We start from the raw sequence: 21,732 nt of genomic DNA, 5'->3' as shown, positions 1-21,732 counted from the left end.
GCCGTTAATCCACCAGCGAAGGGTCCGCCTCAATCATCAGGTGTTTCATCTCTTCAAAATGTTGGCGGGAGAAGTCGCTGATTTTTTCCCAATCCTGCGCGGTCTTCTCGGCAACGTCATCAGACAGCACCTTCAGCGGCCGGCCGGTGGACCAGGCGGTCACCAGAATCTGGCAGGCCCGCTCCAGCGTCCAGATATCATCAAAGGTTTCACCTATCGTCTGCCCGGTCACCATGACACCGTGGTTGCCCATCAGCAGGCGGCGTTTCCCTGCCAGCAGATCGGCAAGGCGGGCGCCTTCTTCCACCGAGTCAGCCATGCCGCCGTAGAGCGTATCGATCGCCACACGGTTGAAGTAGCGCGCTGTATTCTGGTCAATCGGCGGAATATGGGGGTGCGCCAGGCAGGCGATGCTGGTGGTATAGACGGGGTGCAAATGCAGGACCACCCGCACTTCCGGCAGGCGCTGGTGGATCTGGCCATGAATGGCCCAGGCGGTGGCATCCACATTATCACGCTCTGCGTTGGCGGCGTCGTCCGCATTCAGCAGTAACAGATCGCTGGCGCGGAGACGGGAGAAGTGTTTCCACTTCGGGTTGAGTAAAAAGTCTTTCCCGTCAGGGGAAACAGCGGCACTGAAATGGTTCGCCACGGCTTCATGCATCCCCAGGTGGGCGATAATGCGAAACGTCGCGGCCAGGTCAATACGCGTTTTTTCTTCAAAGGAGAGTGCCATACGTTATCTCTTCAGGCATGGCATGCCCCGGCGAGAGAGGCATGCCGATCAAGGGTCAGGGTTTGGGCATCAGGGTGCTGATGTCTTCCTCGCTGGGTGACTGGAAGTTATATTTCTTCAGCAGCGCCGCGTATTCCGGCGTCTGGCGGTATTTTTCCAGGGCATCCGTCAGCGCTTTTTTCACCTCATCATTGCCTTTTTTCACCCCAAACCCGTTTAATACCGGGTAGATAAGGGTGTCGGAGGAGATGACGATCCGAGTGCCCAGTTTCTCAATCACCCCTTTTGCGACCGCGGCATCGGTGATTTGAGCCTCAACCGCATGTGACAGCAGGGCCTGGGTGGTTTGCGGGTCGGTACTGTATTCGCTCAGCGCAATCGGCTTTAACCCTTTCTTGACGCAATAGTCACTGGAGAGCTTTTGCAGCTGTTGCAACCAGGAGGTGGCCCCCATCGAGCCTATCTTGTGGCCGCAAAAATCTTCCGGGCGTTTGGGCTGATAGTCGCTTCCTTTCAGCGACAAAATAGCCTCACCACTTTTCAGGTAAGGCACCATATCGATGACTTTCAGGCGCTCAGCCGTGATATACATCGATGAATTGGTAATATCGAAGCGCCCGCCTTGCAGGCCGGTGATCAGATTGGGGAAGCGGGTATCGATATTTTCCGCCTTGCGCCCCATCATTTTTGCCAGGCCATCAAGGAATTCAATATCAAAGCCTGCCGGCTGGTTTTTCTCGACGTATTCATAGGGGAAAAAGGTCATGTCAGACCCGGCGATGATTTTTCCGGGCTGCAGGAAAGCCTGTGAACTAAAGGAGGCCAGCGCGAGGGCGGCGCTCAGGCACAGGGCAACAGGGCGGGCAACGGGACGTAATGGCTTCATGTCAGCTCCAAAGGAAAGAAGAAGTCAGGCAATCGCGGGATCTTTCCCCGCCTGTTGAACAAAAAAGGACGCGCCGCGCGGTTTTTGCGGCAGCCGCAGCTGGTTATCGGTGCTGCGTACCAGCCCGCTCTCTTCACCGGCCACCATCACGCCGGCATGTTGGCTGGGTAAAGGATTTTCACCATAGGGCAGGCTATCTTCCGCGGCATACACACAGATAAAGAGCGTCCTGGGTAACTCAGTGACATTGGGGCTGGAAGCATGCAGCAAGCGGGTGTGCATGAAACAGACCGACCCAGGAGGGCCAAAGCACGCAACGGGCTGACGGCAATGTTCATCCACCACGGCGTCATCCACCGCGCCGGTAAAGCGGTTATTCTGCCAGTGTGACCACAGTGGCCCTTTATGGCTGCCGGGTATCACATTCAGGGGGCCATTTTCCGGCGTCACTTCACTGACCATCAACAGGGCGGTGACGATGTCATCATTGCTGTGGGGCGTGAACAGGAAATCCTGATGCCACTTCACCTGGGTGGCGGTATGCGGCAGTTTTGAATTGATTTTGCTGTGGTGAAAACGGGTACCGCTGCCGCCAATCAATGCCCCGGCAATCTGTGCCATACGGGATTGTAATGCCGCGTGCTCATACACCGGTGAGATCTCGGTAGGGGAGCTGACACGGCGCAACGAGGGATGATCAGGGCGGTGATCGCCCTCCAGGTCGAAACGCGCCCGCCCATCCTGTGTCTCCCCCCAGGCATCGCTGCGTGCGCGGCTCTCTTCAACCCATTGGTCAAAGTCACGTTGCAACGCGGCGACCTCGTCGGCGGATAACACCCCTTCCACGACCAGATAACCTTGTTGATGAAACTGCTCTGCCTGCCACTGTTCGATCATGAGATTTCCCCTAAGAAAAGTGTGAATGGTTAAGCCAGTGAAACATCCTTCAGGAAGGCGTCTACGCGAGGGTGTTTCCCGCTGCGCAGTGCCTGCGGCGCGTCATCGCAGACCACGCGTCCTTTTTCCATAAAAACAACCCGGTCAGAGACTTTGAAAGCAAAATTCATTTCATGGGTAACGATCATCATGGTGATCCCCTCCTGCGCCAGGGTTTCAATGACCTGCAGGACTTCATTGATTTTTTCCGGATCGAGGGCTGACGTGGGTTCGTCAAACAACATGATTTGCGGGCGCATCATCAATGCGCGGGCAATCGCCACACGCTGCTGCTGCCCGCCGGATAACTGATGCGGGTATTTCCAGGCGTGTTCAAGCATGCCCACTTTGTGTAACAGCATGCAGGCGTACTGGGTTAACTCGTCTGCGGGGGCCAGGCGGTGGTAACGCGGTGCCAGCAGCAGGTTATTCATGACGGTCAGGTGCGGGAAAAGATTAAAATTCTGGAACACCATCCCAATATTCAGGCGATGCTCGGCATTTTCGATAAAGCGTGGCTTTTGCATACCCTGGCGTTGCAGATGCAGGAAAGGCTGGCCATTGATCCTGATCTCCCCGTTATCAAGCTGTTCCAGGCCGTTAAGCAGGCGGATTAACGTGGTTTTCCCCGACCCCGAAGGGCCAATGACTGACACCACTTCGCCCGGCTGGATCTGCAGGTTGACGGCCCCCAGGACTTCGACATTGTTGTAGGCTTTATGCAAATCTGAGGCTTGCAGCGCCGGGTTCTGGCTGCCGGAGAAGGGGCGGGCCACCGCAGCCCGTTCCTGGGTGGCCAGGGCCAGCATGGCAGCGCCGGGCACGCGGGTGGTCTTGCGCTGCGTGACATCCAGGGCGCGCTCCAGGTATTTCAGCAGCCCATCAAACACGGTCACCACGAGCACGTAATAAAAGGCCACGGCCGCCATGGTTTCCATCACCATGAAATTCTGCGAATAGAGCCGCTGCCCCACCATCAGGATTTCTGTCAGGGAGATGACTGACACCAGCGAGGTGAGTTTGACGATGGCGATATATTCATTGGCCAGGGCCGGCAACGCCACGCGCAACGCCTGGGGGATCACCACACGCCACTGTATGCCGGCGAAACGTAACCCCAGCGCATGTGCGGCTTCGCGCTGTCCTTTAGGGATAGACAACAGCCCACCCCGGTGGATCTCAGCGATATAGGCACTTTCACAGATGACCATCGCCAGCAGCCCGGCCCAGAAGGGGTCGCCCAGCACGGCAGAGAAGGCCGGTACTGCTTGCGGCAGGTTATACACAAAGATCAGCAACACCAACAGCGGCAGGCTGCGGAACAGCCAGATATAGCCGCGTGCAGGCAGGCTCAGAAAGGGATTCGTGGACTGTTTGCCCAACGCCAGGATAAAACCCAGTACGATACTTAACACCCACGTCAACAGGCTCAGTTTTATTACTGTCCAGGTCGCCAGCCAAAAATCGGCATCACTCAGCAGACCCAACATATAGTTCCAGTTAAACGTCATGGATAATTGGCTCACCGTATTTAAAGGAATGATGTCGCGTGACACAAACGCATTTGAACCGCGCATTAACTTTTCAGTGACACTATGGCGGCAGCGGGATAAAAGAGGCAATTAGTAATTTTTTGGCCTTTGGATTAAAAAAAACTATGCCTCAGCCCGCCCTTTTTAAGGGCAGGTCATGCGCTAAAATGAGGCAGAAAAAACAGGCCGGCCAACAGGATTTTTGGGGAGTAATCCGGGGGTATAAAGAGCAATAAGAAAAGCATTATCAAACAAGGAAAGAAACAGGAAAACAGTTTCTGCTTTTACAGGCGAATAAAAATAGCTGGCATGGGGATTGCTTTCATCTATCACGGCTTATCATCAGACAGTCTGTTACATGATGATACTATTTAATAGGTTGAATAATAATGCGTTTTACACTGAAGCAGCTCAGGTATTTTGTGACCGTGGTAGAAATGGAAAGCATTGCAGAAGCCTCCCGGCAATTGCATATTGCTCAGCCCTCTATCTCTATTGCCATTAAAAACCTGGAGGATGCCTTTGATCAGCAATTATTTATCCGGCATCATGCGCAAGGGGTTTCCCTGACGCCGGGCGGGCGCCGCTTTTATGATAAGGCGAAAGATCTTTTACGCCTCTCTTATGAATTTGAGCAAAACTCCCGCGCAGAAAACGAGGTGGTATCAGGCACCATTGCCGTCGGCTGCTTTGAATCGGCTGCCCCGTTATATATGCCGAAACTTATTGCCGGATTTAAAAAAATCTATCCGGATATCAGCATTCAACTGAATGATGGCGAGCAGCATGAGCTGATGCATGGTTTGCACCGGGGCCGGTTTGATGTGGCTTTTCTTTATGATCTGGAGCTGGGGAATGATATCCATAAAGAGGAATTAAATGCGCCGCATAAACCTTATGCGCTATTGCCGGCCGCCCATCCGTTAGCCAAAAATAAAAGTGTGACACTGCATGAATTAAGCCGCGAGCCTATGGTGTTGCTGGATGCTATTCCCAGTAAAAACTATTTCATTAATATTTTCAGGGATAAAGGGTATTACCCGGATGTGGCTTACAGTTCGCCCTCCATTGAAATGGTCAGGTGTATGGTGGGGCAGGGTCTTGGGTTTTCAGTATTGGTCACCCGCCCTTATTCCATCATGACCTATGATGGAGGCTGCCTGGCGCAGGTGGAGATTGAGGATGATATGCCGGCATCAACCCTGGTCATGGCGTATTTAAAAAATAATGAACCGACACGGCCGGCCAGGCTTTTTATGGAATATTGCCGCAGTATTGAATTAACCCCGCCCCATGCCGGGCAAGGGTTGACTGCCGGCGAAGGTCGTTGCCTGCCTTGATGATAAGAGCCCGGCTGAACACCTGGCCGGTACGCGTTTCCACCCACCAACCCGGCGTGAAAAATGAACATACCTGAGCAAGAGACGTTACTGATTAATTTTTTGACTGACGCTGAGCTGGCAGAATGGAAAACCTATTTCTCCTCGCGCTTGCCGGATTTACGGCTCGCTGCCTGGGATGACGTTTCCGTGGACCCCTTAAGTGTGCGTTACGTGCTGGTATGGGAACCGGAGGCGGGGCAGTTAGCCCGGTTTCCCCATCTGCGGGTCATCCTCAGCGAAGCCGCGGGGGTGGATCACCTTCTCTCTGATAGCACACTGCCGCCGGATATTCCCATCACGCGGATGGTCACCCCTGAAACGGCGGCCAGGATGGCCGATTATGTGACGATGGCCAGCTATATGTTAGTGCGCCGGCTCCCTGAGATTATCCAGACGCAACGGCATAAACGCTGGGCCGCCCATCTGGCGGGTGGCCTGGCCAGTGAAACCGCCGTCGGCATCCTGGGGCTGGGCCGCCTGGGAACGGCCGTCGCACAGCGGTTACTGGCGAATGGGTTTACCGTTAACGGCTGGTCACGTTCCGCCAAAACTGTGCCGGGTGTGGTGGGTTTTTATGGCGCAAAAGGGCTGTCGCCCTTTCTGACGCGCAGCCAGATCATGGTGAATCTGTTGCCGGACACCGCAGAAACCCGGGGGATCATAAATGATGACTTTCTGGCCCAATTGCCGGACGGCGCAGGGATCATTAACGTGGGGCGCGGGCATCAGCTACAGCATGATGCGTTATTGCGTGCCCTTGACCGGGGCCGGGTGAGCGGCGCTGTTCTGGATGTTTTCCCTCAGGAACCGTTACCTGAGGACGATCCTCTTTGGTGCCATCCCGGCGTTATTGTGACAAGCCACGTGGCTTCGCTGATTTCCCATCAGTCCAAAGCGCAACACGCCCTCACCATCATTCAGGCCGATCGCGCCGGGCAGGCGTTACCTCTGGTGTTCAATCGTACCCTGGGCTATTGACCTTTTCACCGGGCGCGCTGCGCGGGGCCATGCGGCTGCCAACCCCGGTGATTGCAGAACGGGCCGATCTGTGACATCGTCTCGCCAATTTTTCGCCTTACAGGTAAAGCCCGATGAATGAGTTTTCGATTGTCTGCCGCGTACTGGGTACGCTGTTTAACCGCTCGCCGCAAGACCCGCTGGTCGCCCCGCTGTTTACGCTGATCCGTGAAGGCAAGCTGGCGCAGCACTGGCCGCTGGAGCAGGACGAGCTGCTGGCCCGGTTGCAGCAAAGTGCGGCAGACCTTCCCGCCGTGACGGCAGATTATCAGGCGCTGTTCGGCAGTGATGCGGCGGTGTCAGCCTATGCCCATGACTATGACGCAGCGATTGCGGAGGCGGAGGTGCGCGCTTTCCTGCAACAGCGCGGGATGCCGCTGAGCGACGCCCCGGCTGACCATATCGGCGCGCTGCTGCTGGCGGCCTCATGGCTGGAAGATCAGTCGCAGGAAGATGAGGTGCAGGCGCAGATCGCATTGTTTGATGCCTATTTGCTGCCGTGGTGCGGGCGTTTCCTGGGGAAAGTCGAGGCCCATGCCGCGACCCCGTTCTACCGCACGCTGGCGTTATTGAGCCGGGAAGCGATTCAGGCCATGTGGGATGAGTTGTCTGAAGCGCAGGCACAGGACAGCGACGCGGCAGAAGACGAATAGCGGCCTGACTGCACCTGAGTACAAAAAAACGCGCCGGATGGGCGCGTTTTTTATGTGTGGCTTCAGGCTTATTGGGTAAACGGGATCACCAGTTCACCCGGTTTCACCTCAATCCCTTTCGCCAGCCGTATCGCCAGCGCTTCGCCTTTGCTGCGATCGGCATTCAGCACATAGGCCGGGCGCTGGTCAAAATAGCTTTTCAGCGACTGGTTCAGGTACGGGCTGAGGGTATTCATCACCCCCTGCATTTTTTGCGGCTGCACGGTGTAGTCAGTGAGTTGCAGATCTTTCAGGAAAATCGCTTTTTTCTCGTTATCAAACTCCGGCCGCGCCTCCATGGCCAGATCCATCTCGGCCTGCTGCGGGCCGAGCAGGGAGGTAATGCTGATGGCGGCATGGCCTTTGAGCATCACGCGATCCGGCTGGCTGCGGCCAATCTGGCTGTTGAGCTCCGTCAGCACAATGTGGGCTTCCACCAGCCCCGGCACACCCACCTGTTTCTCAAATTTATTGTGTTTTTGCAGATACTGGTTAACGTCCTGTTCGCTGAGTGTGTACTGCGTAAGTTGGTTACAGCCGGTAAGCAGACCGGCAAAAAGCAGGGCCGCAGCCCCTAAAAAGCGGATTCTCATTTTTTCCTCGTAAGCCAAAATCATCTCTCCCTTGCCACGCCGGCAAGCGGGTGCCCTCTTTGACGGCAAAAGGGGGCAGGAGTTCCTGTGGGGCAGGGTAATGAAAAACGGGGGCCATCGGCAAGGGGCAAGCGCCGCCGGTCAGCCCGGCGGCGGCAGGATCACTGGGCGATACTGCTCAGCAGGTTCACCTGCGTCTGTTTCGCCATATTGTCACGGTACGCCGCCACGCGGGTCGGGAAGGTGACGCCGTTGACGATGGTCAGTGAGCGCAACAGCGGGAAGAGGCTGAAATCATCTTCTGACAGCTCCCCGTTGACGGCATTCGGCTCGACAATCAGTTTGTCCAGATCGTGCAGGTCCTGGCCTATTTTCTTAATCAGGCCGGGGGAGTGCTGCAAATGTTCGTCAAAGCTGCCGAGCGTGGCCTCTTTTTTATTCACGAAATAGCGGCGCGCTTCCGGGGTGGCAAACTCTTCAAAATTGGCACGGGCAAAACGCGGCAGCAGCAGGCGGGAGGTGTATTCGTTGACGTGGCGCAACCAGGCGGCAATCGCCGGGTTGGTGCTGCCGGTGATCAGCGGTGCGCCATATTTTTTATCGATGTAGTGCACGATATCCATGCTCTCCGGCATGAAACCGCCTGTTTCGGTCTGCAGGATCGGCACCATTTTTTGGCCGACCATAGAAACAGGCGTTTTCTCATCATCATTGGCCAGAACACTGATCTCCACCGGCACGTTTTTCAGGCCGAAAATCATGCGCGCTTTGACACAAAAAGGACAATGTTCATAGACATAGAGTTTCATATTTTCATGCTCCTTCAGGTTTGCCATCACGGGCAGGCGGCCGGAACCCGGCCGGTGGTATGCCCGCATGTGCGAAAGGAAAGTATGGGTAAGGAATGGCCGGAGATCAAACTGCCCGGCGGCGGCCGGGCAGCGGAACAGAAAAGAGAGTGTGGAAAATCAGCTAGTTGCCGCTGAGCATCGCCGGTTCAATCCGGCGCTGGTTAAACTGCCAATAGAGCGCCAGCAATGTCACCATCCCCACCGCACTCAGCAGCAGCCAGGGCAGCGCCGGCAGGCCGGATGCCTGGCCGGCGTCATACATCCAGCCGCCGCCGGTGTAACCGATGGCCCCGCCCAGCGCCAGGCCAAGGCGGCTGAAGCCCATGTAGCTGCCGCGCGCCCGGTTGTCCGCCAGGGAGGCCCCCAGCGTCTCCCGCGCCGGTTCGGCAATGATCGCGCCGAAGTAGAACACACAGATCAGCGCAAACAGGGCATGCAGGCTGTGCACCATGCCGACCGGCAGCAGGCTGAGCGTCATCAGCAGCAGCCCGGCCATCAGCCGCTGTTCCAGCCGGAACCGCTTTTCGCTCCAGCGCGCCACCGGGTAGAGCAACGTCAGCGACAGGCAGGCCTCAATCGCATACATCCATTTCACGGCCGTGGCCGACCCGGCCAGCACATTCACCATGATCGGCAGCATCAGCATCACCTGCACCGCCAGCATATAGTAGCCGGTCAGCGTCAGCACATAGGTCACGAACCGCCGGTCGCGCAGCACCCGTGCCATGCCGTCACGCATCGGGGCGCGCACGGTGGAGATACGGTAGGCGGGCAGCAGCCAGGCGTTCCAGGCGGCCGCCAGGATGAAAATCACCGCCCCGGCCCAGCAGACCAGCCGGAAATCGTACTGTAACAGCCAACTGCCGATCAGCGCGCCCACCACCGCCCCGGCGCTGTCCTGCATCATCAGCAGGGAGAAGAAGCGGCTGCGCTCATGCGGGCGGGTCAGTTTGATCACCAGTGCGGTGCGCGGCGGGTCAAACAGCGTGCCGCCGAGGGCGGAGAGCACGCAGGCCAGCCAGAGCTGCCACGGCTCAGCGGCTTCAGCCATCGCGGCAAACCCGGCGGCCCGCAGCAGCATCCCGGTGACAATCATCGGCTTGGCACCGAAGCGGTCAGAAATCGCGCCGCCGAAAATCCCCAGCCCCTGCTGCACAAATTGCCGCAGCCCGAGCGCAATACCGACCATCAGCGCGGCCCAGCCGAGCTGATCGACAAAGCGGATGGAAATTAACGGGAACACCACGAAAAACCCCAGCACTACCAGCAAATTATCCATTAACAGGAAATATTTGCCCAAGCTCCTTGCCTGTGAAACCAATGACATGACACATCCTGTAAAGGCGACCACCGGGCGGCGGGTCAGAGAGGGAAGCAGAGCCTCTATTCTGAACCTGAACGCAGGCATAAGACAGGTGGCAGATAGATAATATTTTTTTATCGTCAAGCGGTTAACGATAAGCGAGAATGCGGGTAAATTTCTATGAGCGGTGCCGCGTCCCGGTGCTGCCCGTCAGCACAGGCCCGTGGGGTGGTCTATGCTCGGTGATAAGCGCCGGCAATCCTGGCAGGCAATACCGGCAGTACCGCCATAAAGATGATTTATCGACCTGTCCAGAGAGCGGAGGGAATGGATGTTTGGCTATCGCTCGGCATCACCAAAGGTACGCCTGATCACCGACCGGCTGGTCGTCAGGCTGGTTCATGAGCGGGATGCCCACCGCCTGGCGGAGTATTACGCCGAAAACCGGGCATTTCTCAAACCCTGGGAACCGGTGCGGGACGAAAGCCATTGCCACCCCTCCGGCTGGCAGGCGCGGCTGGGGCTGATTACCGACCTGCACAAACAGGGCAACGCCTACTATTTTATACTGCTCGACCCGGATGAGCGGGAAATTATCGGGGTGGCTAACTTCAGCAACGTGCTGCGCGGCTCTTTCCATGCCTGTTTCCTCGGCTATTCGCTGGGGGAGAAGTGGCAGGGCCGGGGGCTGATGTATGAGGCACTGCAATCCGCCATCCGTTATATGCAGCGCCAGCAACGGATGCACCGCATCATGGCGAACTATATGCCCCATAACCAGCGCAGCGGCGATCTGCTGGCCCGGCTGGGGTTTGAACGTGAAGGCTATGCCAAAGATTATCTGCTGATTAACGGGAAATGGCAGGACCATATTTTGACGGCGCTGACCTGCCATGACTGGGTGCCGCCACGCTAAGGGAACATGATGAAACATCCGCTGAGTGTTGAAGAAGCCAGGGTCATCGGCTGCCTGATGGAGAAACAGATCACCACGCCGGAACTCTACCCGCTGTCACTGAACAGCCTGGCTGCCGCCTGTAACCAGAAAACCAACCGTGACCCGGTGCTGGAGCTGAGTGAAAGCGAGGTGCAGCAGACACTGGATCTGCTGGTGAAAAAACATCTGATCCGCAGTGTCAGCGGCAGCCGCACGCTGAAGTATGAGCACCGGTTCTGTAATTCCGAATTCGGCAACCTGAAATTTTCCGCGCCGGAAGTGGCGCTGGTGACCACGCTGCTGCTGCGCGGGCCGCAGACGGCGGGGGAGCTGCGCACCCGTGCCGCCCGGCTTTATGAGTTCAGCGATGTCAGCGAGGCTGAACAGGCCCTGACCGGGCTGGAGACGCGTGAGGACGGCCCGTTTGTGGTGCGCCTGGCGCGTGAGCCGGGCAAGCGCGAGCACCGGTATATGCACCTGTTCAGCGGGGCGGTGACTGCGCCTGCTGAACCCGGTGCCCCGGCCGCCGGCGCGGCCACGAACACTGAGACCAGCCCGCTGGAGGCCCGCGTTGCCGGGCTGGAGTCCCAGGTGGCTGAATTACATGAGCGCCTTGAAATCCTGTTGGCCCGGCTGGGCAACTAACGGAGCAGACCATGACGACGTTGCGTGTGGGTGTGGTGGGGCTGGGCGACATCGCCCAGAAAGCGTATCTGCCGGTGCTGGCCAATGCCGGGGCATGGACGCTGGTGGGCGGTTTCTCGCCCAACCAACAAAAAACAGAACAGGTGTGCAGCGCTTACCGGATGCGCGCCTTCTCCCGGCTGGATGAACTGGCAGAGCAGTGCGACGCGGTCTTCGTGCACAGCAGCACCGCCAGCCATTTCCATGTGGTGAGCGATCTGCTTAACCGTGGGGTGCATGTTTACGTCGATAAGCCGCTGGCTGAAACGCTGGAGCAGGCCGAGCATCTGGTGGAGATCGCCAAAGACAACGGCAAGGCGCTGATGGTCGGCTTCAACCGGCGCTTTTCCCCGCTCTACCGGCAGTTGCGCAATGAGATGCAGCAACCGGCCTCCATCCGCATGGACAAACACCGCAGTGACAGCGTCGGCCCGCAGGATGCACGCTTTACTCTGCTGGATGATTACCTGCATGTGATCGACACCGCGCTCTGGCTCACGAACGGGGATGCCACGCTGGAGGGCGGCAGTATCCACCGAAACCCGCAAGGGCAGATGCTGTATGCCGAGCACCATTTCCGTTGCGGCAGTATCCACGTCACCACCAGTATGCACCGCCGGGCCGGCAGCCAGCGCGAACGGGTGCAGGCAGTCTGTGATGGCGCGGTCTACCAGCTGGATGAGATGCGCCACTGGACGCAGGAGCAGGGCGGCCTGCTGACTGAGCGGCCGGTGCCCGGCTGGCAGAGCACCCTGGTGCAGCGCGGCTTTGACGGCGCGGTGCGGCACTTTATTGAGTGCGTCAGTAACCAGACGGCGCCGGAAACCTCGGGCGATCAGGCACTTTACGCCCAGCGGGTGATTGAGCAACTGCTGTACGAGGGCGAGCTGCCGGAGTAACCGGCAGTAACAACTGGTTCTGGCTATTACGCGCCGGATACGTAGACTAAGCGCACCATGAGCCTGGCGGCCCACCCCCGACGCCTGCATTTGCAGGCGTTGTTGTTTGGGCTGCACTACAGAAAAACAGAGATGAACCTACTTAAATCATTAGCTGCCGTCAGTTCGATGACCATGTTTTCACGTGTGCTGGGATTTGCACGTGATGCTATCGTGGCGCGGGTATTCGGGGCAGGCATGGCAACGGATGCCTTCTTCGTGGCCTTTAAACTGCCCAACCTGTTGCGCCGCATCTTTGCCGAAGGGGCGTTTTCCCAGGCGTTTGTGCCGATTCTGGCCGAATACAAAAGCCAGCAGGGCGAAGAGGCGACCCGCACCTTTATTGCCTATGTCTCCGGGTTGCTGACGCTGGTGCTGGCGCTGGTCACGGTGGCCGGGATGCTGGCTGCCCCGTGGGTGATTTTCGTCACGGCGCCCGGCTTCGCCGATACCGGGGATAAATTTGCCCTGACGTCTGCCCTGCTGCGGGTGACCTTCCCCTATATCCTGCTGATTTCACTCGCCTCGCTGGTGGGCGCGATCCTCAATACCTGGAACCGTTTCTCCATCCCGGCATTTGCGCCGACGTTCCTCAATATCAGCATGATCGGCTTTGCCCTGTTTGCGGCACCCTATTTCCACCCGCCGGTGATGGCGCTGGCCTGGGCGGTGGTGGTGGGCGGGGTGCTGCAACTCGGTTACCAGCTGCCGCACCTGCGTAAAATCGGCATGCTGGTACTGCCGCGCCTGAACCTGAAAGATGCCGGGGTCTGGCGTGTGATGCGCCAGATGGGGCCGGCCATCCTGGGGGTGTCCGTCAGCCAGATTTCCCTGATCATCAATACCATTTTCGCCTCGTTCCTGGCTTCCGGCTCGGTCTCCTGGATGTACTACGCCGACCGGCTGATGGAGTTCCCGTCCGGCGTGCTGGGGGTGGCCCTCGGCACCATCCTGCTGCCGTCACTGGCGAAAAGTTTTGCCAGCGGCAACCATGATGAGTATTCACGCCTGATGGACTGGGGGCTGCGCCTCTGTTTCCTGCTCGCCTTGCCGAGCGCCGTGGCGCTGGGGATCCTGGCGAAACCGCTGACGGTGGCGCTGTTCCAGTACGGCAAATTCAGCGCCTTTGATGCGGCAATGACCCAGCGCGCGCTGGTGGCTTACTCTGTGGGGCTGATGGGGCTTATCGTGGTGAAAGTGCTGGCACCGGGCTTCTATTCGCGCCAGGACATCAAAACGCCGGTAAAAATCGCCATGATCACCCTGGTGATGACGCAGCTGATGAACCTGGCGTTTATCGGCCCGCTGAAACATGCCGGGCTGTCGCTGTCGATTGGCCTGGCCGCCTGCCTCAACGCCGCGCTGCTCTACTGGCAACTGCGCAAGCAGAAAATTTTCCAGCCGCAACCGGGCTGGACGCCGTTCCTGCTGAAGCTGCTGGCCGCGGTGGTGGTGATGTCTGCGGTGCTGGTCGGCGTGATGTGGCTGATGCCTGAATGGTCGCTCGGCACCATGCCGCTGCGCCTGCTGCGGCTGGCGGCCGTGGTGGTGGCCGGGGTGGTGGCCTATTTTGGCGTGCTGGTGCTGCTGGGCTTCCGCCTGCGTGATTTTGCCCGCCGCACCGTCTGACCGGTTGGGGGCATAAAAAAGGGCGACAGTGAATGTCGCCCTTTTTGTTGCACAACCCGCGCGATTACATGCGTTCGACGGTTTCAATACCCAGGGTATCGAGGCCGGTTTTCAGCGTCTGCTGGGTCAGCAGGGCCAGTTTCAGGCGGCTGTTGCGGATCTCGTCGCTTTCCGCGCTGAGGATCGGGCAGTGCTCATAGAAGCCGGAGAACAGGCCCGCCAGATCGTACAGGTAAGAACACATCACGTGCGGCGTACCTTCGCGCGCCACGGTGGTCAGCACTTCTTCAAACTGCAACAGGCGGGTCGCCAGCGTGATTTCACGCTCGTCATTCAGCACCAGCGGCTGTGCCTGCAGGCTGGCCGGGTCGATCGCCGCCCGCTTGAAGATAGAGGCCACGCGGCTGTAGGCATACTGCATGTACGGGGCGGTGTTGCCCTCGAAGGCCAGCATGTTGTCCCAGTCGAAGATGTAGTCTGTGGTACGGCTCTTGGAGAGGTCGGCATATTTCACCGCGCCAATCCCTACCGCGTTCACCAGCTGTTGCAGATCCGCCTCGCTGAGGTCCGGGTTTTTCTCTTTGATCAGTTTGCCTGCGCGCTCGATCGCCTCATCCAGCAGATCGGAGAGCTTCACCGTGCCGCCGGAGCGGGTTTTGAACGGTTTGCCGTCCTTGCCGAGCATCATGCCGAACATATGGTGCTCCAGCGGCACGGAATCCGGTACGTAACCGGCTTTGCGCACAATGGACCAGGCCATCATCAGGTGCTGGTGCTGGCGGGAGTCGATGTAATAGAGCACGCGGTCAGCGCCCAGCGTTTCGTAACGGTATTTGGCGCAGGCGATATCGGTGGTGGTGTAGAGGTAGCCGCCATCCTTTTTCTGGATGATGACGCCCATCGGCTCGCCTTCTTTGTTCTTGAACTCGTCCAGGAACACCACGGTCGCGCCTTCGCTCTCCACGGCCAGCCCTTTGTCTTTCAGGTCAGCAACAATGCCCGGCAGCATTGAATTGTAGAGGCTTTCGCCCATCACATCGCGTTCGGTCAGGGTCACGTTCAGGCGGTTGTAGGTGATCTGGTTCTGCGCCATCGTCACATCCACCAGCTTGCGCCACATCCGGCGGCAGTACTCGTCACCGCCCTGCAGTTTCACCACATAGGCGCGGGCGCGTTCAGCGAAGACAGCATCTTCGTCGTAATGCTTTTTGGCTTCACGGTAGAACTGCTCCAGATCGGCCAGCTCCATCTCAGCGGCGTGCTCGTTCTGCATCTTCTCCAGATAGGCGATCAGCATCCCGAACTGGGTGCCCCAGTCGCCGACGTGGTTGGCGCGGATGACGTTATGGCCGAGGAATTCCAGGGTACGTACCGAGGCATCACCAATAATGGTGGAGCGCAGGTGGCCGACGTGCATCTCTTTCGCCACGTTAGGCGCAGAGTAGTCCACCACGATGGTTTGCGGGGTGACCGGGGTAATACCGAGTTTCGGCGCGCTCAGGGCGTGGTCGACCTGGGCTGCCACCCAGCTTTTCTCCAGGAACAGGTTGATGAAGCCGGGGCCGGCGATCTCAACCTTGCTGACGATGCCGCTCAGGTCCAGCGCATCCACCACTTTTTCCGCCAGTTGTCGGGGCGGCATCCCAAGCTTTTTCGCAACCGACATAACGCCGTTAGCCTGATAGTCACCAAACTGGGCCTTGGCTGACTGACGCACCTGCGCTTCGCTCTCTGCGGGTGCGCCTGCGGCAATCAGCGCCTGGCTGATTTTTTCGGAAAGAAGTGCCTGTATATTCACCGGATTACCTTTATTGCTGGTGGGGGGCCTGGGTCGTCGCGGCCCGCCTGAGATCAAGGGACGCCTGCCGTAAAAGCACAGAAATAACGCAGTGCCGGCAAGGCGTTAAGCAAACGGCCATTATATCCTATCCGGACAGGAACGTCAGTATGCCTTACGGGCAGTCAGCAGGGCAGACGCGGCCGGCTTGCCTGCCAAAAGCCATTCAGGGCCGCGTGAAGACAGAGGAGGGAATGTTAATAATAATTAAATAAAGACGGGCGGGAAGGTAAAGGAATAACGTAAATCATTAATGTCTTAACGCTTTCCTGCCTGGGATGGGCTGCGATTTTTTAATCAGTCGGAGGTGCCGGTAAAGGGCAAATAAAGCGATAACCACCAGCGAAACAGAAGCGACCAGTAACATCATGTGTTTTATATCCCTATTTAATAACAAAAAATAAAATCGTACAGGAATGAAAAGGGAGGTGAACTCTCGCCGTGCGTGAAAAACACCCGGATAGCGCTATAAATTTCCTTTATGTTTCCATGGGGTTGCATAATTTCATTTGATAGAAAAGTGAAATTTCACTTTAGAAATTTACCTTAAGTAAAGCAGGTCGGTAAAGCGAAATTTTGGTTCATTGCGCTCCCGCCGACGCGGCCGGCAGGTCACGATGCAGCGGTTTCTGATGAAAAGAGGGCGTCCGGCTGGCACCGCGCCGGGGCGCCATGTAAATTAAGGCTTTATGATGTTGAACAGAGAGAAGAAACTATGCCGTCCTCACCCTTGGCGGGCATCGCCGAATTACACGATCTGGTGGCTGACCTGAGCCGTTTTGAGCTGGCGCTCGAGACCTTTGCGCAAAAACTCCAGCTCGACCTGCCGGCATTCCCGGCCGACCACATCTCCGTGCGTTGCCATCAGGTTGCCACCGCGGAACGCTGGCGGCGTGGGTTTGAACAGTGCGGCAGCCTGTTGTCAGAAAACCAAATCAACGGGCGCGCCATCTGTTTGTTTGATCTGCGCGAACCGCTGCGGGTCTGTTCATGGCAGATAGACCTGATTGAGCTGCCTTACCCAGGCGAGCGCCGCTACCCGCATGAAGGGTGGGAGCATGTGGAACTGGTGCTGCCGGGCGACCCGGACACGCTCTACGCCCGGGCGCTGACCTATTTCTCGGATGATGCGCTGCTGGCACCCGGCATCAAGCTGAAATACAGCTCACCGCAGGGCGAGAATGAGCGCCTGCCCAACCCGACGCTGGCTGTCAGTGACGGCTCCGTGACCCTCAAATTCCACCCGCACACCCTGCGTGAGATTGTCGCCAGCGAACAGGCCTAAAGCGCCGCGACCGCACGCGCGATCCGCGTCAATGCCTCATCCAGCAGGGCGCGCGGGCAGCCGAAGTTCAGCCGCACAAAACGGGCGTCACCAAACGCGGTGCCGTCCGTCAGGCCCACCCCGGCGTCCAGGAAGAAGCGCCACGGATTCTCCACCGGCAGGGCCGAGGCATCAATCCACGCCAGATAGGTCGCCTCCACCGGCAACAGCCGCAGGCCGGGCAGGGCGTTGATGCGTGCGGTCACCTCATCGCGGTTGGCGCGCAGGTAGTCACGCTGCGCGGCCAGCCAGTCCTCACCGTCACGGTACGCGGCGGTCGCTGCCACAAACGCCAGGATATCCACATGCGGGATCAGCCCGCGCCGCTGCTGCTTAAACGCATGGCGCAGCGCCGGGTTGGCAATAATCGCAAACGACGCGCCCAGCCCGGCCAGATTAAAGGTTTTGGACGGGGCCATCAGGGTGATGGTGCGCTGTTCAGCGTCCGGGTTCAGCGAGGCAAACGGAATATGCCGGCACCCCGATTCCAGGATCAGGTCGCAATGGATCTCATCAGAACAGACCACCAGATCGTGGCGCTGGGCAAAAGCGTGCTGCGCCTCCAGCTCCTCACGCCGGTAAACCGTGCCGCCGGGGTTGTGCGGGTTGCAGAGGAACAGCAGCGCCTGATCGCCGTTCAGCGCCGGCTCAATGGCCGCGAGATCCAGCTGCCAGCGGCCCGCCTGCTCCCGCACCGGGGCGGCATAAGCGTGACGCCCGGCGTACCCGGCGGCCTCGGCAAATGGCGGGTAGAGCGGCGTCGGGATAATGGCAGCCTGCGTTTCCCTGGTATAGCTGCGCATCGCCAGGTTCAGCCCGCACACCAGCCCCGGCAGGTAGACGATCCATTCCGGGCGGATGGCCCACTGGTAACGGGTGTGCATCCGTTCCACGATAAGCGCCGTCAGTTCCGGCGGCGGGGTGCCGTAACCAAACACCCCGTGCGCCACCCGCTGCGCCAGCGCGTCAATCACTGCCGGGGGAGACTGGAAATCGGTGTCCGCGACCCAGAGCGGGATCACTGCCTGATCGCGGTATTTATGCCATTTCATACTATCGCTGTGACTGCGATCGACTCGTAAATCGAAATTGAATGCCATAGTTATCTCTTTCTGCGTGGCTGAAAGGTCGTCACTCAGCCTACGCGAGACGCGTTATCAATAACAAGCCGCCATGTTACCGGCCGGACGCCTCCGCGCCCGGCCCCGTTTCCGGGGTTATAGCATGTGGTCCGAATAAGGGGAGAGGTAATGACGAAACTGGAAGTATGCTGCTATAGCCTGGCCTGTGCGCTGGAGGCTGAACGCGCGGGTGCGGATCGCATCGAGCTGTGTGCCAGCCAGCCGGAAGGGGGGTTAACGCCGAGTTACGGCACGCTGATGATGGCGCGCGAGGGGTTGGCGATCCCGGTGCATCCGATTGTCCGGCCGCGCGGGGGCGATTTCTGTTACGACAGCTATGCCTTCAGCGCGATGAAAAATGATGTCGCCGCGATACGTGATATGGGGTTCCCCGGCGTGGTGATTGGGGTGCTGGATGCGGAGGGGCATATCGATCTGGCGCGGATGCGGCAGATTATGGCGCTCTGCAACGGCATGGACGTCACCTTCCACCGGGCCTTTGATATGTGCCTCAACCCGATGGTGGCATTAGAACAGTTGACGCAACTCGGCGTTGCGCGCATTTTAACCTCTGGGCAACAACAAAGCGCGGAACTGGGGCTGACCCTGTTGCGCGAACTGGTGCAACACACCCAGGGGCCGGAGATCATGGCCGGGGGCGGCATCCGCCTGACCAACCTGCATAAATTTGTGGATATCGGCATCCGTGAGGTGCACAGCTCCGCCGGCGGCCATGTGCCGTCACCGGTGCGCCACCGCAAAGCGGGTGTCACCCTGTGTACCGATCTGGAATTCGATGAGTTCAGCCGTTACTGCGTGGATGCTGACGTGGTGGCGACCATGAAAAGTGCACTCTGTAATGATGGCTCCCTGTCGCGTACCGCCTGAGGCGACGGACCGGGAGCGCAACAGCATTACCGGGTCGCAAGACCTTTTGCGTGTACTGCGCGTGTACCAAGCCCCGTCCATTTTGTCGGGGCTTTTTTTCGCCTGATGGTCAGGGGCGGCGTCAGGGTTTGCGCGCCACCAGCACCGCACGGCGCGGTGCCGGGTAGCCTTCCAGCGTTTTGCTGCGGTCATCCGGGTCCAGGAAGTCGGCCAGCGATTCGCTGGTCATCCAGCCGGTGCGGCGCTGCTCATCAAGGCTGGTGACCGAGAGATCGGCCAGCCGGATGTCCACAAAGCCGCATTTCGCCAGCCACCCCTCCAGCGCCGCGGCCGACGGGATAAAGTAGACGTTGCGCATCTGCGCGTAGCGATCACCCGGCACCAGCACCTGCTGGCTGTCACCCTCAATCACCAGCGTCTCCAGCACCAGTTCGCCGCCGCTCACCAGCTGGTTTTTCAGCTGGTAAAGGTGGTCAAGCGGCGAGCGGCGGTGGTAGAGCACGCCCATGGAGAACACGGTGTCGAACGCCGCCAGCTCCGGCAACTGCTCAATGCCGAGCGGCAGCAGGTGGGCGCGCTGGTCGCCGCCCAGCAGTTTACGCACTGCCTCAAACTGGCACAGGAACAGCTGCATCGGGTCAATCCCCACCACCAGCTGCGCCCCGGCCCCGACCATCCGCCACATGTGGTAGCCGCTGCCGCAGCCGACATCCAGAATGGTGCGCCCGGCCAGCGGGGAGATGTGCGGCAGCACGCGTTCCCATTTCCAGTCAGAACGCCATTCGGTATCGATGTCGATGCCGTACAGGGAAAACGGCCCCTTGCGCCACGGCATCAGGTTGCGCAGCAGGTTTTCCATCCCGGCTTTCTGCCCGTCAGCGAGCGGCGCGTCCATCTCTGCGCGCACGCTGTGCAGCAGATCCAGGCGTTCCGGCGTCAGCAGCGGCAGGCGATCCACCGCGTTGAACCACTGGCGGAACTTGCCGTGCAGGGATTCCTGTTGCCAGGCGGTGAGCTGGGCGGGCAGGGTATTGAGCCAGTGGCTGAGCGGGCCGCTGGCAATCAGGCGGTAGAAATCGCCGAATTCGATCATGCCGCGTCCCCCGCTTTCAGTGCCAGCAACGAGCCGAAGTTGAAGCACTGGAACCAGGTCTCCACATGGGCAAAACCGGCCTGATGCAGCCGCGCTTTGTGGGTCTCCACGGAGTCCGTGAGCATCACATCCTCGAGCATACTGCGCTTCTGGCTGATCTCGAGCTCGCTGTAACCGTTGGCGCGCTTGAAATCGTGGTGCATGTTGAACAGCAGCTCACCGATGTCGCCATCCTCAAAGCTGAACTTCTCCGACAGCACCAGCGCGCCGCCCGGCCGCAACCCGCGGCAGATGGTGTCCAGCAGTTGCTGGCGGTCATCCGGCTTGAGGAATTGCAGGGTGAAGTTCAGCACCACCAGCGAGGCGTTCTCAATCGGGATGTCGCGGATATCGGCCTCAATCACCTCTACCGGCGTCTCTGCGCGGAAGGCGTCAATGTGGCGGCGGCAGCGCTCTACCATCGCCGGCGAGTTGTCCACGGCGATAATGCGGCAGCCCGGCACCTCAATATGGCGGCGCATGGAGAGGGTGGCGGCCCCCAGCGAACAGCCGAGGTCATACACCTGGCTGCCCGGCCGGACAAAACGGCCGGCCAGCATCCCGATCATTGAGATGATGTTGGAGTAGCCCGGTACCGAGCGCTGGATCATGTCCGGGAACACTTCGGCGACGCGCTCGTCGAAGGTCCAGTCGCCCAGCTTGGCAATCGGCGCAGAAAAAAGAGTATCGCGGTTTGGCATAGCGCTGTGTCTGATCGAAAAATGAGGGGGCGTATTCTAACAGATAACCGCCGGAAATCATGCTGCCGGCGGCATAAACCGCGTTTTGCGCCTCTGCGCAGGCTCAGCGCAGGGTCAGGATCTGGCTCCAGGGCAGGTAATAGATATTGGCGGCCACCATCAGCAGCAGCGAGGCGTAGGTCGCCGCCATGCCGTTGCGCCGCCAGCGGAACTCCCGCTGTTTCAGGCCGACATAATGGAACAGCCGGCCGCACAGCAGCATGATGCCGCACAGGTGCACCATCCAGATATCCGCCCCGTTCATCTCCATCATCACCAGCAGCAGCGCGGCGATCGGGATGTACTCCACCGCGTTCCCGTGTACCCGGATGGCGGTCTGTAACTCGTAAAACCCGCCGTCGCCATAGGCGACCCGGTACTGCATCCGCAGCCTCACCACATCCACGGACAACTTAATCAGCAACAATGCGCCCAGCACCACATACAGCGCGCTAACCATGTTCACTCCACCGACTTATTGTTTTGCGCACGGATAATACGCGCGCACGCCGGGCCTGTCTTGCGGAAAACGCTGAAAGCAAAGGAGAGGCTGTCCGCCGGGGTTGACACTTCC

At 58.9% G+C, this 21,732-nt stretch carries 21 protein-coding genes; 9 read left to right on the top strand and 12 right to left on the bottom strand.

The window, feature by feature from the left end:
* Positions 1-4: 4 nt before the first annotated feature.
* The 4 genes from JK232_RS00240 to JK232_RS00225 are packed head-to-tail and all read right to left on the bottom strand — an operon-like array spanning position 5 to position 4,069.
* Positions 5-736 (bottom strand): class II aldolase and adducin N-terminal domain-containing protein, encoded by a 732-nt coding sequence (locus JK232_RS00240; RefSeq protein ID WP_072931101.1) that lies wholly within the window; start codon positions 734-736, stop codon positions 5-7.
* A gap of 55 nt (positions 737-791) precedes the next feature.
* The gene (locus tag JK232_RS00235) at positions 792-1,622 is read right to left on the bottom strand and encodes an ABC transporter substrate-binding protein (protein WP_072931099.1); all 831 of its coding nucleotides are present in this window, start codon (positions 1,620-1,622) and stop codon (positions 792-794) included.
* A 24-nt stretch (positions 1,623-1,646) separates the two neighbouring features.
* The gene (locus JK232_RS00230; RefSeq protein ID WP_072931097.1) at positions 1,647-2,519 is read right to left on the bottom strand and encodes a phytanoyl-CoA dioxygenase family protein; all 873 of its coding nucleotides are present in this window, start codon (positions 2,517-2,519) and stop codon (positions 1,647-1,649) included.
* A 29-nt stretch (positions 2,520-2,548) separates the two neighbouring features.
* Positions 2,549-4,069 (bottom strand): amino acid ABC transporter permease/ATP-binding protein, encoded by a 1,521-nt coding sequence (locus tag JK232_RS00225; protein ID WP_072931213.1) that lies wholly within the window; start codon positions 4,067-4,069, stop codon positions 2,549-2,551.
* Positions 4,070-4,476: 407 nt separating this feature from the next.
* Here JK232_RS00225 and JK232_RS00220 point away from each other — a divergent pair, with 407 nt between their 5' ends.
* The 3 genes from JK232_RS00220 to JK232_RS00210 all read left to right on the top strand — a co-directional run bounded on the left by JK232_RS00220 (position 4,477) and on the right by JK232_RS00210 (position 7,142).
* Positions 4,477-5,430 (top strand): LysR family transcriptional regulator, encoded by a 954-nt coding sequence (locus JK232_RS00220; protein WP_212588790.1) that lies wholly within the window; start codon positions 4,477-4,479, stop codon positions 5,428-5,430.
* A 63-nt stretch (positions 5,431-5,493) separates the two neighbouring features.
* The gene (locus JK232_RS00215; RefSeq protein ID WP_212588630.1) at positions 5,494-6,450 is read left to right on the top strand and encodes a 2-hydroxyacid dehydrogenase; all 957 of its coding nucleotides are present in this window, start codon (positions 5,494-5,496) and stop codon (positions 6,448-6,450) included.
* Positions 6,451-6,563: 113 nt separating this feature from the next.
* A complete protein-coding gene (locus JK232_RS00210) occupies positions 6,564-7,142 on the top strand; it encodes a TorD/DmsD family molecular chaperone (protein WP_072931091.1) in 579 nt (192 codons plus the stop codon).
* Positions 7,143-7,210: 68 nt separating this feature from the next.
* On the opposite strand, the gene JK232_RS00205 is transcribed toward JK232_RS00210, so the two are convergent.
* The 3 genes from JK232_RS00205 to mdtH all read right to left on the bottom strand — a co-directional run bounded on the left by JK232_RS00205 (position 7,211) and on the right by mdtH (position 9,952).
* Entirely contained in the window at positions 7,211-7,774 is a 564-nt protein-coding gene (locus tag JK232_RS00205) for a lipoprotein (RefSeq protein WP_072931211.1), read from the bottom strand.
* Positions 7,775-7,935: 161 nt separating this feature from the next.
* Entirely contained in the window at positions 7,936-8,583 is a 648-nt protein-coding gene (grxB, locus tag JK232_RS00200) for a glutaredoxin 2 (protein ID WP_072931209.1), read from the bottom strand.
* Between the two features lie 163 nt (positions 8,584-8,746).
* On the bottom strand, positions 8,747-9,952 hold the full coding sequence (gene mdtH / locus JK232_RS00195; protein WP_212588629.1) for a multidrug efflux MFS transporter MdtH: 1,206 nt from the start codon (positions 9,950-9,952) through the stop codon (positions 8,747-8,749).
* A gap of 307 nt (positions 9,953-10,259) precedes the next feature.
* On the opposite strand from mdtH, the gene rimJ reads away from it, so the two are divergent.
* The 4 genes from rimJ (at position 10,260) to murJ (ending at position 14,116) form a co-directional block, all read left to right on the top strand.
* Positions 10,260-10,844: a ribosomal protein S5-alanine N-acetyltransferase gene (gene rimJ, locus JK232_RS00190; protein ID WP_072931088.1), complete on the top strand. Its 585-nt coding sequence runs from the start codon at positions 10,260-10,262 to the stop codon at positions 10,842-10,844.
* 9 nt (positions 10,845-10,853) lie between these two features.
* Positions 10,854-11,510 carry a DUF480 domain-containing protein gene (locus JK232_RS00185; RefSeq protein ID WP_072931087.1) on the top strand — a complete coding sequence of 219 codons (657 nt, stop codon included), beginning with the start codon at positions 10,854-10,856 and terminating at the stop codon, positions 11,508-11,510.
* 11 nt (positions 11,511-11,521) lie between these two features.
* Complete coding sequence (locus tag JK232_RS00180) at positions 11,522-12,448, top strand: Gfo/Idh/MocA family protein (protein ID WP_101834153.1); 927 nt, start codon at positions 11,522-11,524, stop codon at positions 12,446-12,448.
* 132 nt (positions 12,449-12,580) lie between these two features.
* Entirely contained in the window at positions 12,581-14,116 is a 1,536-nt protein-coding gene (gene murJ / locus JK232_RS00175) for a murein biosynthesis integral membrane protein MurJ (protein WP_212588628.1), read from the top strand.
* Between the two features lie 64 nt (positions 14,117-14,180).
* Here the strand turns inward: murJ and argS are convergent, their stop codons facing one another.
* On the bottom strand, positions 14,181-15,914 hold the full coding sequence (gene argS / locus JK232_RS00170) for an arginine--tRNA ligase (protein WP_212588627.1): 1,734 nt from the start codon (positions 15,912-15,914) through the stop codon (positions 14,181-14,183).
* Between the two features lie 754 nt (positions 15,915-16,668).
* On the opposite strand from argS, the gene JK232_RS00165 reads away from it, so the two are divergent.
* Entirely contained in the window at positions 16,669-17,238 is a 570-nt protein-coding gene (locus JK232_RS00165) for a VOC family protein (RefSeq protein ID WP_072931084.1), read from the top strand.
* Here the strand turns inward: JK232_RS00165 and JK232_RS00160 are convergent.
* On the bottom strand, positions 17,235-18,377 hold the full coding sequence (locus tag JK232_RS00160) for a MalY/PatB family protein (protein WP_212588626.1): 1,143 nt from the start codon (positions 18,375-18,377) through the stop codon (positions 17,235-17,237). The genes JK232_RS00165 and JK232_RS00160 overlap by 4 nt on opposite strands.
* Before the next feature lie 150 nt (positions 18,378-18,527).
* Here JK232_RS00160 and cutC point away from each other — a divergent pair, with 150 nt between their 5' ends.
* On the top strand, positions 18,528-19,286 hold the full coding sequence (gene cutC / locus JK232_RS00155) for a copper homeostasis protein CutC (RefSeq protein WP_072931082.1): 759 nt from the start codon (positions 18,528-18,530) through the stop codon (positions 19,284-19,286).
* 121 nt (positions 19,287-19,407) lie between these two features.
* Here the strand turns inward: cutC and cmoB are convergent, their stop codons facing one another.
* From cmoB to JK232_RS00140, 3 genes are all read right to left on the bottom strand, one after another.
* Complete coding sequence (cmoB, locus tag JK232_RS00150; RefSeq protein ID WP_072931081.1) at positions 19,408-20,379, bottom strand: tRNA 5-methoxyuridine(34)/uridine 5-oxyacetic acid(34) synthase CmoB; 972 nt, start codon at positions 20,377-20,379, stop codon at positions 19,408-19,410.
* Positions 20,376-21,119, bottom strand: coding sequence for a carboxy-S-adenosyl-L-methionine synthase CmoA (gene cmoA / locus JK232_RS00145; RefSeq protein WP_072931080.1), 744 nt, complete (start codon positions 21,117-21,119; stop codon positions 20,376-20,378). Before cmoA ends, cmoB begins: the two co-directional genes overlap by 4 nt.
* A 103-nt stretch (positions 21,120-21,222) precedes the next feature.
* The gene (locus JK232_RS00140) at positions 21,223-21,618 is read right to left on the bottom strand and encodes an MAPEG family protein (RefSeq protein WP_072931079.1); all 396 of its coding nucleotides are present in this window, start codon (positions 21,616-21,618) and stop codon (positions 21,223-21,225) included.
* Between the last annotated feature and the right edge of the window lie 114 nt (positions 21,619-21,732).

This window comes from Nissabacter archeti (genome assembly GCF_018257325.1).
In the GTDB taxonomy this organism is placed as follows: Bacteria; Pseudomonadota; Gammaproteobacteria; order Enterobacterales; family Enterobacteriaceae; genus Chimaeribacter; species Chimaeribacter arupi.
Note: the sequence above shows the minus strand (reverse complement) of the source record. Positions and strands in the feature narration are given on the sequence as shown.